This is a genomic window from Pseudomonas khavaziana (genome assembly GCF_019145205.1).
GTDB lineage: Bacteria > Pseudomonadota > Gammaproteobacteria > Pseudomonadales > Pseudomonadaceae > Aquipseudomonas > Aquipseudomonas khavaziana.
In genome coordinates, this window is record NZ_JAHSTT010000002.1 from 294,342 (window position 1) to 307,051 (window position 12,710).

The 12,710-nt window shown below is 60.1% G+C and carries 13 protein-coding genes; 7 read left to right on the plus strand and 6 right to left on the minus strand.

Annotated features, from left to right (window positions below; translation table 11 throughout):
* The first annotated feature begins 102 nt into the window (after nt 1-102).
* Complete coding sequence (radC, locus tag KVH01_RS05820) at nt 103-777, plus strand: RadC family protein (protein WP_217880748.1); 675 nt, start codon at nt 103-105, stop codon at nt 775-777.
* 128 nt (nt 778-905) lie between these two features.
* On the opposite strand, the gene KVH01_RS05825 is transcribed toward radC, so the two are convergent.
* Nucleotides 906-2,498, minus strand: a complete 1,593-nt coding sequence (locus KVH01_RS05825) for an ABC transporter substrate-binding protein (RefSeq protein ID WP_217880749.1) — start codon at nt 2,496-2,498, stop codon at nt 906-908.
* Between the two features lie 458 nt (nt 2,499-2,956).
* On the opposite strand from KVH01_RS05825, the gene rpmB reads away from it, so the two are divergent.
* Both rpmB and rpmG read left to right on the plus strand, forming a co-directional pair.
* Nucleotides 2,957-3,190 carry a 50S ribosomal protein L28 gene (gene rpmB, locus KVH01_RS05830; protein WP_003176907.1) on the plus strand — a complete coding sequence of 78 codons (234 nt, stop codon included), beginning with the start codon at nt 2,957-2,959 and terminating at the stop codon, nt 3,188-3,190.
* 11 nt (nt 3,191-3,201) lie between these two features.
* Nucleotides 3,202-3,357: a 50S ribosomal protein L33 gene (gene rpmG / locus KVH01_RS05835; RefSeq protein WP_003176906.1), complete on the plus strand. Its 156-nt coding sequence runs from the start codon at nt 3,202-3,204 to the stop codon at nt 3,355-3,357.
* A gap of 71 nt (nt 3,358-3,428) precedes the next feature.
* Here rpmG and KVH01_RS05840 read toward each other — a convergent pair whose 3' ends face one another.
* Nucleotides 3,429-3,791, minus strand: coding sequence for a cupin domain-containing protein (locus tag KVH01_RS05840; protein WP_217880750.1), 363 nt, complete (start codon nt 3,789-3,791; stop codon nt 3,429-3,431).
* A 229-nt stretch (nt 3,792-4,020) separates the two neighbouring features.
* Between KVH01_RS05840 and KVH01_RS05845 the strand changes: the two genes are divergently transcribed.
* Complete coding sequence (locus KVH01_RS05845; protein WP_217880751.1) at nt 4,021-5,514, plus strand: aldehyde dehydrogenase; 1,494 nt, start codon at nt 4,021-4,023, stop codon at nt 5,512-5,514.
* Nucleotides 5,515-5,669: 155 nt separating this feature from the next.
* Complete coding sequence (locus tag KVH01_RS05850) at nt 5,670-6,812, plus strand: MFS transporter (protein ID WP_217880752.1); 1,143 nt, start codon at nt 5,670-5,672, stop codon at nt 6,810-6,812.
* Nucleotides 6,813-6,838: 26 nt separating this feature from the next.
* On the opposite strand, the gene KVH01_RS05855 is transcribed toward KVH01_RS05850, so the two are convergent.
* Nucleotides 6,839-8,407 (minus strand): phospholipase D family protein, encoded by a 1,569-nt coding sequence (locus tag KVH01_RS05855; RefSeq protein ID WP_217880753.1) that lies wholly within the window; start codon nt 8,405-8,407, stop codon nt 6,839-6,841.
* Nucleotides 8,408-8,469: 62 nt separating this feature from the next.
* Nucleotides 8,470-9,894, minus strand: coding sequence for an aminotransferase-like domain-containing protein (locus tag KVH01_RS05860; protein ID WP_217880754.1), 1,425 nt, complete (start codon nt 9,892-9,894; stop codon nt 8,470-8,472).
* 166 nt (nt 9,895-10,060) lie between these two features.
* Between KVH01_RS05860 and KVH01_RS05865 the strand changes: the two genes are divergently transcribed.
* Nucleotides 10,061-10,285: a DUF1127 domain-containing protein gene (locus tag KVH01_RS05865; protein WP_217880755.1), complete on the plus strand. Its 225-nt coding sequence runs from the start codon at nt 10,061-10,063 to the stop codon at nt 10,283-10,285.
* Here the strand turns inward: KVH01_RS05865 and KVH01_RS05870 are convergent, their stop codons facing one another.
* Complete coding sequence (locus KVH01_RS05870) at nt 10,286-11,578, minus strand: NAD(P)/FAD-dependent oxidoreductase (RefSeq protein ID WP_217880756.1); 1,293 nt, start codon at nt 11,576-11,578, stop codon at nt 10,286-10,288.
* A 115-nt stretch (nt 11,579-11,693) separates the two neighbouring features.
* On the opposite strand from KVH01_RS05870, the gene KVH01_RS05875 reads away from it, so the two are divergent.
* Nucleotides 11,694-12,047: a YkgJ family cysteine cluster protein gene (locus tag KVH01_RS05875; RefSeq protein WP_043046884.1), complete on the plus strand. Its 354-nt coding sequence runs from the start codon at nt 11,694-11,696 to the stop codon at nt 12,045-12,047.
* Between the two features lie 44 nt (nt 12,048-12,091).
* On the opposite strand, the gene KVH01_RS05880 is transcribed toward KVH01_RS05875, so the two are convergent.
* Nucleotides 12,092-12,580, minus strand: coding sequence for an Lrp/AsnC ligand binding domain-containing protein (locus tag KVH01_RS05880; RefSeq protein WP_003176896.1), 489 nt, complete (start codon nt 12,578-12,580; stop codon nt 12,092-12,094).
* Nucleotides 12,581-12,710 lie beyond the last annotated feature (130 nt).

The window sequence follows — 12,710 nt, forward strand, 5'->3', positions numbered from 1 at the left end:
CTGCGATGACCCCTCCCCAGGTGAAATCGCACGCAAAAAAGAGCGCCTACGATAACACAGCGCCCGCTGGGCAACAGCGGAGCAGGTATACATGGAGGTGGGATGAGTATTCGGGATTGGCCCGTGGCGGAGCGTCCGCGGGAGAAACTCTTGGAAGGGGGCGCGGCGAGCCTGTCCGATGCTGAACTGTTGGCGATCTTTCTGCGCACAGGGGTTAGCGGCCGAAGTGCGGTGGACCTGGCGCGCCATCTATTGGTGCAATTCGGTGGCTTGCGCCCACTGCTGGAGGCCAGCCAGACGCTGTTCAGCCAGCACCTGGGGCTGGGGCCGGCGAAGTTTGCCCAGCTGCAGGCGGTGCTGGAAATGTCCCGGCGCCACCTGGCCGAGCGCTTGCGCGCTGATTCGGTGCTGGAGAGCCCACTGGCCGTGCGCGAATACCTCAAGGCACTACTGCGCCACGAACCCCATGAGATTTTTGGTTGCCTGTTCCTTGATTCAAGACACCGGGTGTTGGGGTTTGAGGCAATGTTTCAGGGCACCATCGACACCGCGATTGTTTATCCGCGGCAAGTGGTCAAGCGCGCGCTGGCGTACAACGCGGCGGCGTTGATCCTGTGTCACAACCATCCGTCCGGGAATGTAGAGCCCAGTGCAGCTGATCGAAAATTGACCAAGTTGCTGCAAAAGGCTTTGGAGGCGGTGGATGTGCGCGTGCTTGATCACATCATCGTTGGAGACGGTGACCCGCTGTCGATGGCTGAATTCGGGTGGATATAACGACACCTGTATCTGTAGGAGCGAGCTTGCTCGCGAAACCTGATGATATCGCGGGGCATCAGGGTTTTCGCATTATCGTTAACGATCCTCGCAAGCAAGCTCGCGCCTACAGGGCAGGGTGTTGCGCTTTACGGCTTGACGCTGACTTTCGAATAATCCTGACGCCCGAACGGGCTCACCTGATAGCCCTCGACATTCTTGCGGGCCAGGGCAAACGCCGTCGGATGTGCCAGCGGCAGCCACAGGGCCTGCTGCTGGATTTGCGTCTGGGCCTGTTGATACAGCTTGGTGCGCACGCCTTGCTCGCTGGTGGTCTTGCCGGCGCGGATCAACTTATCCAGCGCGGGGTCGCAATAGCGGGCGAAGTTGGTGCCAGACTTCACTGCGGCGCAGGAGAACTGCGGGGTCAGGAAGTTATCCGGGTCGCCGTTGTCGCCAGCCCAGCCCATGAACAGCAGGTCATGCTCGCCGGCCTTGGCGCGGCGAATCAACTCGCCCCATTCAATCACACGGATTTCGGCCTGGATGCCGACCTTGGCCAGGTCGGCCTGCAACAGCTGTGCGCCAAGGTTCGGGTTGGGGTTCAGCAGGCTGCCAGTAGGACGAGTCCATATCGTGGTCTTGAAGCCGTCCTTGAGCCCGGCACGGTCGAGCAGCGCCTTGGCTTTGGCGAGATTTTGTGAATAGCCCGGCAAATCCTGGGCATAGCTCCAGGTGTTCGGCGGGTAGACACCATTTGCCGCTTCGGCGGTGCCTTCGAATACGGCCTTGAGGTAGCTGTTTTTGTCAAAGGCCAAGTTGATCGCCTGGCGCACCTCGGGCTTGTCCAACGGTGGGTGCTGGCTGTTGATGGCGACGAATGCGGTCATGAAGGCGGCGGTTTTTTCCACCTTCAAGGCTGGGTCTTTTTCGGCCTCGCCCACATCCAGTGGCTTGGGCGAAAGTGCGATCTGGCATTCATCGCGGTGCAGCTTTTGCAGACGTACGTTGGCATCCGGAGTAATGGCGTAGATCAAGTTATCCACCGCCGGCTTGCCGGCGAAGTAGTCCGGGTTGGCCTTATAGCGCACCACGGCATCTTTCTGAAAACGCACGAAAACGAACGGGCCGGTGCCGATTGGCTGGCTGTTGAGCTTCTCGGGAGTGCCGGCCTTGAGCAGCTTGTCGGCATATTCAGCCGGGTAGATCGAGGCAAAACCCATGCTCAGCGATGCAAGGAAGGTGGAGTCGGCGTGGTCGAGGGTGAAACGCACGGTCAATGGGTCAAGGGCGTCAATCTTCTTGACCAGTGCTGGCAATTGCAGGGATTGGGCGTGGGGGAAGCCGCTCTGGGCGATCTTGTGCCACGGGTTGGCGGGATCAAGCATGCGCTCGAAGCTGAAGCGTACGTCTTCGGCGGTCAACGTACGGCTGGGGTTGAAATAGTTGGTGCGGTGGAATTTCACGCCGGGGTGCAGCTTGAAGGTGTAAGTCAGGCCGTCGGATGAGACTTCCCAACTGTCCGCCAGGCTCGGCACCAGTTTGCCGCTAGCTGCGTCAAAGTCCACCAGGCGGTTCATCAGTACGTCTGCCGAGGCATTGGTGGTAGTCAGCGAGTTGTACTGCACCACATCGAACCCCTCGGGGCTGGCCTCGGTGCAGACGCTCAGGTTGGTGGCCGCGATAGCCGTCGGCGCGATAAAGAGAGGGGCAAGCAATAGCGGTAGGGCAGCGAGGCGCATATTCGGTTTCCTGTGCAGATCGAAGGCCCATCTGCGAGTGCAGTCTGGAAAAAGCCTACCGTAGAGGTCTGATTGATAAATGACTAGCCCATTTTTGCCTGTGCTTTTGGCCCAAATGCTGTTTTGATGGCGCCTCAGCGCGTTTCGCCGTGTACTTCCCCGTGCCTGTGGGCGCTGTAAATCATTCTGTGCGACGAGCGGTCGGCTGTCACAGCGGCCCCTCCTGGCAGTGGTTCAGGCGTCTGCCGCTAAGATTTACGGTGGTAAAAACACACGGGCTGTTGTTGCACTGGGGTCTTTCTGGTATAAAGCAGCGCTCTTTTCTAGGGGCCCGGTTCCTTCGCTTGTAGGTGTAGCCGGTAAGACCCTAAAGAAACGCGGCGCCTGGCGCCAAATGACTGAGAGATTAAGCGGCCAACCCATGCCGGGTTGGGCATGTGGTTTTAGAGGGCTGAGGCATGTCGAGAGTCTGTCAAGTTACCGGTAAGGGTCCGGTGACTGGGAATAACATTTCCCACGCAAATAACAAAACCCGTCGTCGTTTCCTGCCGAACCTGCAGCATCACCGCTTCTGGGTTGAAGAAGAGAAACGTTTTGTTCGCCTGCGTGTATCTGCCAAAGGCATGCGTATCATCGACAAGCGCGGCATCACTGTCGTGCTGGCCGAAATCCGCGCCGCTGGCAAGATCTAAGGAGCTCTATCATGCGTGAATTGATTCGAATGATCTCTAGCGCCGGTACTGGTCACTTCTACACTACCGACAAGAACAAGCGTACTACCCCGGACAAGCTCGAAAAGAAAATGTTCGACCCGCGCGTTCGCAAGCACGTGATCTACAAAGAAGGCAAAATCAAGTAATTGATTTTCTTCCTTGTGAAAAAAAGCCCGTATCTCACGATGCGGGCTTTTTTTTGCCTGTGATGTGCTGATCAGGCTTTTTGTTCGAATACCACATAGATCTTGCGGCACGGCTCCAGTACTTCCCAGGTACCGCTGAAGCCAGCGGGAATCACAAAGCGGTCGCCAGCACGCAAGGTCTTGGCGTTGCCCTCGGCGTCGCGCAGTACCGAAACCCCCTGCACAATCTCGCAGTATTCATGTTCGGTGTAGTTGACCTTCCATTGCCCGGCTTCGCCTTCCCACACCCCGGCATTCATCTGCCCGCACGGACTGTTGTAATGGTTATAGAGTGTCTGCTCCGGGTCGCCCTTGAGAACTTTTTCGGCGGCGGGGCGGTAGCGGTCGGGGGCCGTGTTGGCTTGGCTGAAATCGACGATATCCTGGATGCTCATGTGCGTGTCCCGTCTGGCCTGGGGTTGGAGGACCCAAAGTCTATGTTTATTAAAATGAACATCGCAAGGGCGTTTGCCGCCGTTATGTCAAATATATTGAAACATCCCCAGGCGCTGGTTTAGGGTGGCAGCTGTCTTGAGCCGAACAGCAGGCTGGCCGGGCAAGAATTCGTGAAGGCGCCGGGATGAACCCCAGGCCCCTTGTATTCAATAAGAGGAGGACACTCGCATGACCACCCTGACCCGTGCCGACTGGGAACAACGCGCCAAGGATCTGAAGATCGAAGGCCGTGCCTATATCAATGGCGAATACACCGCCGCCGTTTCCGGCGACACCTTCGAGTGCATCAGCCCGGTGGATGGCCGCTTGCTTGCCAGCGTTGCCAGCTGTGACGCCAGCGATGCCCAGCGTGCCGTGGAAAATGCCCGTGCCACCTTCAACTCCGGTGTCTGGTCGCGCCTGGCGCCGGCCAAGCGCAAGTCAGTGATGATCCGTTTCGCCGCGCTGCTCAAGGCCAATGCCGAAGAGTTGGCGTTGCTTGAAACCCTGGACATGGGCAAGCCCATCAGCGATTCCCTGAACATCGACGTTCCCGGTGCGGCGAATGCCCTGAGCTGGAGCGGCGAGGCCATCGACAAGATCTACGACGAAGTCGCAGCCACCCCGCACGACCAACTGGGGCTGGTGACCCGCGAGCCAGTCGGCGTGGTGGGTGCCATCGTGCCGTGGAACTTCCCGTTGATGATGGCCTGCTGGAAACTCGGCCCGGCGTTGTCCACCGGTAACTCGGTGATCCTCAAACCATCCGAAAAGTCCCCGCTGACGGCCATCCGTATTGCTGCCCTGGCCGTTGAAGCCGGTATTCCAAAAGGCGTATTCAACGTATTGCCTGGCTATGGCCACACCGTGGGCAATGCGCTGGCCGTGCATATGGACGTCGATACCCTGGTGTTCACCGGTTCTACCAAGATCGCCAAGCAATTGTTGATCCGCTCCGGCGAGTCGAACATGAAGCGTGTGTGGCTGGAAGCCGGCGGCAAGAGCCCGAACATCGTGTTTGCCGATGCGCCGGACCTGCAAGCGGCCGCTGAATCTGCCGCTGGCGCCATTGCCTTCAACCAGGGCGAAGTCTGCACCGCCGGCTCGCGCCTGCTGGTGGAGCGTTCGATCAAGGACACCTTCCTGCCCCTGGTGATCGAGGCGCTCAAGGGCTGGACGCCGGGCAACCCGCTGGATCCGGCCACCAATGTCGGTGCACTGGTGGATACGCAGCAGATGAACACCGTGCTCTCGTACATCGAGGCCGGCCACGCCGACGGCGCCAAGCTGGTCGCAGGCGGCAAGCGCACTCTGGAGGAGTCCGGCGGGACTTACGTTGAGCCTACGATTTTCGACGGCGTGACCAATGCCATGAAGATTGCCCAGGAAGAGATCTTTGGCCCAGTGCTGTCGGTGATTACGTTTGACAGCGCCGAAGAAGCCATCACCATCGCCAACGACACCCAATACGGTCTGGCCGCGGCGGTGTGGACGGCGGATATCTCCAAGGCGCACCTGACGGCCAAGGCCCTGCGTGCCGGTAGCGTGTGGGTCAACCAGTACGACGGCGGCGACATGACCGCGCCGTTTGGCGGGTTCAAGCAGTCGGGTAATGGCCGCGACAAGTCGCTGCATGCCTTCGACAAGTACACGGAGCTTAAGGCGACCTGGATCAAGCTCTAAACCTGCAGGCACACCGCAGGCAAATGTGGGAGGGGGCTTGCTCCCGATAGCGGTAGGCCAGCCACCACATGCGGTGGCTGATACCAAGCTATCGGGAGCAAGCCCCCTCCCACACTGTTTTGTGTGAACCTTTAAATCTCCACAGGAGCGTGGCAATGCGTTGGGCGACTTACTTCGCCGTCCTGGCCTCGGTACTCAGCGTTGGCCTGGCGTTGGGCGTCAGCATGCCGTTGGTATCCCTGCGCCTTGAAGGCTGGGGCTACGGCAGTTTCGCCATCGGTGTGATGGCGGCGATGCCGGCGTTCGGCGTATTGCTGGGGGCCAAGGTTTCCAGCCGAATGGCGTCCTGGCTTGGCACCGCCAACCTGATGCGCCTGTGCCTGTGGGCCGGGGCGGTGTCCATCGGCCTGCTGGCGATCCTGCCCAGCTACCCGGTGTGGCTGGTGCTGCGATTGATGATCGGGGTAATCCTGACCATTGTATTCATCCTGGGCGAAAGCTGGATCAACCAGTTGGTGGTGGAGCAGTGGCGTGGCCGCCTGGTGGCGCTGTATGGCTGTACCTATGCCTTGAGCCAACTGTCGGGGCCATTGTTGCTGGGCCTGATGGGGACCGACCATGACTACGGTTTCTGGGTGGGCGTGGGTCTGTTGGTGGTGGCGCCCCTGCTGTTACTGGGGCGATCCGGGGCACCGACGGCGGATGCGTTCAGTGTCACGTTCAGCGAGCTGTGGCGGTTCTGCCTGAGCCTGCCGGCGATTGCCTGGGCGGTGGCATTATTCGCTGCGTTTGAAGCGATGATTCTGACCCTGTTGCCGGTGTACTGCCTGCAACAGGGCTTCACTGCCGAAATCGCCTTGGCGATGGTCAGCACTGTGGTGGTGGGTGATGCGCTGTTGCAATTGCCCATCGGCGCACTGGCCGACTACCTTTCACGGCGCACGCTGTTCCTGGGCTGTGCCCTGCTGTTGCTGGCGTCGAGCCTGGCGGTGCCGCTGTTGATGCACACACTGCTGATCTGGCCGGTGTGGGTGCTGTTCGGTGCCAGTGCCGGCGGATTGTTTACTTTGTCGCTGATTTTGATTGGCGAACGTTACCGCGACGATGCGCTGGTGCGCGCCAATGCTCATGTGGCGCAGCTGTGGGGCATTGGCTGCCTGGTTGGGCCGCTGGTGGCCGGAGCGGGCAGCCAGTGGATCAGCGGGCATGCGTTGCCGTTGCTGATGGCAGTTGGGGCGTTGGGGCTGGTGGTGTTGCTGCTGCGCCAGGGGGCGTTTGGAGCAGCGCAACCGGTCTGAACTTGTGGGAGTGGGCTTCATTGGTCTTAGAGCATGCGTTCCAGGCCAATTGAAGTGGCGAACCAGGCATTGAACCTGCGCCACCAACTGCCCGGCTCACGGGTCAGGGTGTGCAGTTGGCCGTTGTCCTCGGTCACCCACACTAGCTGGCCATCCTGCAGTTTCGCCTCGTAGCTCAACGCCGGCGCCATACCTTGCAGTGCCAGGTTGCGCACGTGTTCTGCCAGCTCGGGGCTGTCTACCATCACGCCGACTTCGGTGTTCCACAGAACCGAGCGCGGGTCGAAATTGAAAGAGCCGATAAACGACTTCTTTCGATCGAAGATCATCGCCTTACTGTGCAGGCTGGAGTCCGAGCCCTGGAAGCTGCCTCGACGAAACAAGTGTGGTCCGCTACCTGCGCTTGGATCGCCCGGTTGCCGGCGTAGCTCGTAGAGTTTCACCCCGTGCTCCAGCAACGCCTTGCGATAAGGCGCGTAGCCGCCGTGTACGGCCGGTACGTCGGTGGCTTCAAGGGAGTTGGTCAGCAGCCTTACCGAGACGCCCGCATCGGCGCGCCCCGTCAGGTACACCAGTCCGGAAGGCCCCGGAACGAAATACGCCGAAATCATGATCAACTCCTGGCTGACCCCTTCCAGCTCCGGTGCCAGTTGGGTGGTGAGCAACAGGCGCGGGTCAGGGTCAGCCTTGGCCAGTACTTTGCTCGGTGCGTCCCACAACGCCTGGTTCCAGGCCCAGATCAGCTCGCGACGCCAGATGTCCATGCGTGGCTGGGTCTGGTAGGTACGCAAGCGGTTATACAAGGCATGGTTCTGCTGTCGCGATTCGGCCAGTGATGCTTCCAGGCGCATGCGGGCAGTAGCGAGGTCGAGCCTGGAGGGCTTGTTGGAGACGAACTCGTCGATCGGCTTGCTCAGAGCGCTGTTCCAGTATTGGTCGAAACTGTGGCCTAACTGCTCGGCCACCGGCCCGACGCTGAGCATGTCGATATCGGTGAAATTCAGGTTGGGCTCGGCGTCGAAGTACTCATCACCCAGGTTGCGCCCGCCAACGATCGCCACGCTGTTGTCTGCCAGCCACAGTTTGTTATGCATGCGCCGATGTTGCAGCGACAGGTCGAACGCACGCGCCAGGGTCCGCGTGATGCCGGTGCTGCGGCCCAGGTGCAGTGGGTTGAACAGGCGAATCTGGATCTGGGGGTGGGCGGCGAGGGTGGCGATAACCTGATCGAGGCCGCCGCTGGTGGTGTCATCCAGCAGGATGCGCACGCGCACCCCGCGGTCAGCCGCCTTGAGCAGTTCATCCACGAGCATGCGCGTGCTGATGCCGTCGTGCACGATGTAGTACTGCAGGTCGAGGCTGGTCTGGGCGTTGCGGATCAACTCGGCGCGAGCCATGAAGGCTTCGCTGCTGTTGGGCAGCAGGCGGAAGCCCGAACGCCCCTGGTACGGCGCTGCCTGGGCCTGGATCGAGCGGCCGAATGACGATTGCGTCGCCGGCAGGGCATCGCTGGGAATGCGCGGTACGCTGACCGTCGTGCAGCCACCCAGGGCCAGGGCTCCCAACAGGAAAAACGGTAAAAGCCGTCGAATCATCAAGGGAGCTGCTTCCAGATCAGGGCGTTTGTCGGCATATGACGGCAATTGAGCGGGAAAGGTCAGTCCGCCGTTTCTGCCAGCAGTTTGCTTGCGGCGGCGCCGACCTTGCGCACGGCCTCTTCAATCTGTGGCGTTGGCTTGGCAGCGTAGTTCATGCGCAGGCAATTACGATACTTGCCGGAGGCAGAAAAGATACTGCCTACAGCGACTTGCACCCCTTGTTCCACCAGCACACGGTTGAGCTTCAAGGTGTCGAAGCCCTCCGGCAGTTCGATCCACAGCATGAAGCTGCCCTGAGGGCGACTGGCGCGGGTGCCGGCGGGGAAGTAGCGGCTGACCCAGTCGAGCATCAAGTCGCGATTACGCTGGTATTGCGTGCGCATCTTGCGCAAATGTGGCTCGAAGTAGCCGCCTTTTAGAAATTCGGCGATCGCGATCTGCGGCTGGGTTGCGGTGGAGCCGGTGCTGATGTATTTCATGTGCAGCACTCGTTCCAGATACCGACCGGGGGCCACCCAGCCAATGCGCAGGCCCGGCGCCAGGGTTTTCGAGAATGAGCTGCACAGCAGCACGCGGCCATCTTCGTCGAAGGATTTGATCGTGCGCGGGCGCGGGTAGCTGTAGGCCAGTTCGCCATACACATCGTCTTCGATGATGGCCACGTCGAAGCGTTGGGCCAGGGTCAGCAATGCGCGTTTACGCGCCTCCGGCATGATGTAGCCCAACGGGTTGTTACAGTTCGGGGTGAGCTGGATGACTTTGATTGGCCACTGCTCCAACGCCAGCTCAAGGGCCTCGAGGCTGATGCCGGTGAGCGGGTCGGTGGGTATCTCCAAGGCTTTCATGCCCAGGCCCTTGAGGGTCTGCATGGCGCCGTGGAAGCTGGGTGAGTCCACCGCGACGATATCCCCAGGCTCACAAATCGCATGGATGCTGGCGGACAGCGCTTCGTGACAACCGGTCGTGATCACGATGTCTTCGGCGCTCAATTGGCAGCCGGAATCCAGTGAAAGACGGGCGATTTGCTCGCGCAGTTCCATACAGCCGAGGATATTGTCGTAATACAATCCCGGCATGTCCTGGCGCCGACTCACCCGGGCCAGGCTGCGTAACAGTGGCTTTAGGGTGGGCGACAATACATCTGGCATGCCCCGCCCCATCTGTATGACGTCCTTGCGCGGCACTGCACGAATCAGCTCAAGCACCTGGTCCCACTGGGAGATGTCCACTGGTCGCTGAGCCGGGCGACCAACCTCGGGCAGCGCAGGCAGCTCTCGACCGACGGGCACAAAATAACCAGACTTGGGTCTAGGCGTTGCCAGGCCGTTGTCTTCGAGCAACCGGTAGGCTTGCTGCACGGTGCTCAGGCTGACCCCGTGTTCAACACTCAATGCCCGTACCGAAGGCAATCGGTCCCCAGGGCGATAGAAGCCCTGCTCAATGCGGGTGCCGAGTAATTCGGCCAGGTTGACGTAGAGGGTCATGGTGGTCGCTCCCGAAGGACCAGTACAGATAGGGCGAAAATACAGGATTCAGCCAAGCACGGGCAGTATCTGTATGGATTTAATAAAAACAGGTTGAATCTGTAATGGTTTTTTCCACTCGCGCATTCTGGTCACTCAAGGCAATACGCCAATGAGGGGCAGTAAAATGGACGGTATGAGCGATGTGCGACTGGCGTTACGCAGTCAGGAACTGGAAGCGGAGCAGGAGCGGACGATAACTGCGCCGACCGATAATCGGTGGGGGTTGTTCTGGCGTCGTCGTCATACACGCAAAGCCCTGCTGGACCTGACCACTGCGCAATTGCGCGACGTCGGGCTTAGCGCAGAACAAGCGCGCCATGAAGGTTTGAAATCCTTCTGGCGCGATTGATCAGACCAGTTCCTTGAGGCGGTGCCAGAGCATCCCCAGGGCCAGCAGGGGCGAGCGCAGGTGTTTGCCCCCGGGGAAGGTGATGTGTGGCACTTGGGCGAACAGGTCGAAGCGCCCTTGCTGCTCGCCGCTGATGGCCTCGGCCAACAGCTTGCCCGCCAAGTGGGTGGCGTTGAGGCCGTGACCGGCGTAGGCCTGGGCGTAATACACGTTGGGGTGATCGGCCAGGCGACCAATCTGGGGCAGCCGATTGGCACCGATGCCGATCATGCCGCCCCATTGGTAATCAATCTTCACCTCGGCCATTTGTGGGAACACCTGCAACATCTTCGGCCGCATATAAGCGCCGATGTCCTTCGGGTCACGACCGGAATAGTGGCAGGCGCCACCGAACAACAGGCGGCGGTCAGCGGACAGGCGGAAGTAGTCCACCGTCACGCGTTGGTCGCACACGGCCATATTCTGCGGCAGCAGGTTAGCGGCTTGCGCCTGGCTCAAGGGTTCGGTGGCGATGATATAGCTGCCGGCGGGCAGCACCTTGCCGCTTAGTTGCGGGTTTAGCCCGTTCAGGTAGGCGTTGCAGGCGAGCACCAGGGTCTTGGCGCACACACTGCCTTGGGCCGTGTGCACCTTGACCTCGGGGCCGTAGTCGATGCGGGTCACTTCTGATTGTTCATACAGTTTTGCGCCCAACTGCTGTGCGACGCCGGCTTCACCCAGCGCAAGGTTCAGTGGGTGCAGGTGGCCGGAGCCCATGTCTATCATGCCGCCGACATAGCGGTCGGAGCCGATCACGCTGCCCATCTCGCTGGCTTGCAGCAGGCGCACCTCATGGCGATAGCCCAAGCTGCTCAGCTCTTCGGCGTCTTCGGCCAGGCCCTGCAGGTCACGCGGTTTGTTGGCCAAATCGCAATAACCCCAGGTCAGGTCGCATGGAATCTGGTAGCGCTCCACACGCTCGCGCACGATCTCCACGGCTTCCAGGCCCATCAGTTTCATCTGGCGCACGCCGTCGCTGCCAATCACGTTGGCGAATTGGTCCAGCCCGTGGCCGACACCGCGAATCAACTGGCCGCCATTGCGCCCGCTGGCACCCCAACCCATCTTGCGAGCCTCCAGCAACACCACACTGAAGCCGCGCTGGGCCAGTTCCAGGGCGGTATTGAGCCCGGAGAAACCACCGCCGATCACGCACACATCGGCACGCACATCGCCGGTCAACGTCGGGTAATCCGGTTGCGGCACGCTGCTGGCGGCGTAGTAGGAATCGGTGTGCCGGGCGCTGGCGGTCATGGGGAGCATCCCTGTCTGGAAAATTTGACGCAGGATACAGCGGTCGGACGAAGCTGTCTGCGCAGGGCGTTTTGCGTCAGAATCCACGCCTATTCGCGGTTCGGTGTGTGTTTCGATGAGTTGCAACAGGCAGAAAATCAGCGCGCTGCGTCGACAGATTCCTTCGTTCGAGTGCGTCCCAGGTTGTCACGACTGCTGTGGGCCGGTGACCACGTCGCCTGAGGAAATGTCGCGCCTGCCGCGCAAGACCGCCGCCGAGCAGGAGGCGGCCATGGATGAGCTGAACTGCGTGCACCTGGGGCCCAACGGTTGCACGGTGTACGACGAGCGGCCGCTGATCTGCCGGTTGTTTGGTACCACCAAGACCTTGCCGTGCCCCAATGGACGGGGGCCGGTGGAGCTGATTCATCCAAGGGTGGAAAAGCAGATCCATGAGTACATGGCGAGCACCCGGCAGGTACTGGTCTAGCGGATGCACGGTCAATGTGGGAGCAAGCCCCCACATTGTGTCATTCAATCCGGAATCGGCAGGTTAAGGCTCTCTTTCACCTCTTCCATCACGATATAGCTCTTGGATTCGCGCACATGGGGCAGCTTGAGCAAGATATCGCCGAGCAATTTGCGGTACGAAGCCATTTCGGAAATCCGCGCCTTTACCAGATAGTCAAAGTCCCCTGAAACCAAGTGGCACTCCAGTACATGGGGCAGTTTCAGCACGGCGCGGCGAAACTCTTCGAAGGTATCGCCGGACTTGTAATCGAGGCTGATCTCGACAAATACCAGCAAGCTTCCCTTCAAATGCTGGGGGTTGAGCCGCGCGTTGTAGCCCATGATGATCCCCTCGCGCTCCAGGCGCCGTACCCGTTCGGTACAGGGCGTGGTGGACAGCCCGACCTTTTCCCCCAACTCCGTGAACGAAATACGCCCATCGGTTTGCAGGATGCGCAGGATATTGCGGTCGATCTTGTCCAGCTCCCGCTTGGTCTGGGTGTTGGTACGCATAGGGGATACGCCTCTGTGAAAAGGGTTTTTGCCGAGAATTGTCGCCAAATATAGGTATTTATATAGTGAAATGCACTGGTGATTGCTTTTTATACTGCGCCCATCATTGCTCGAATAACACACGTCAGCG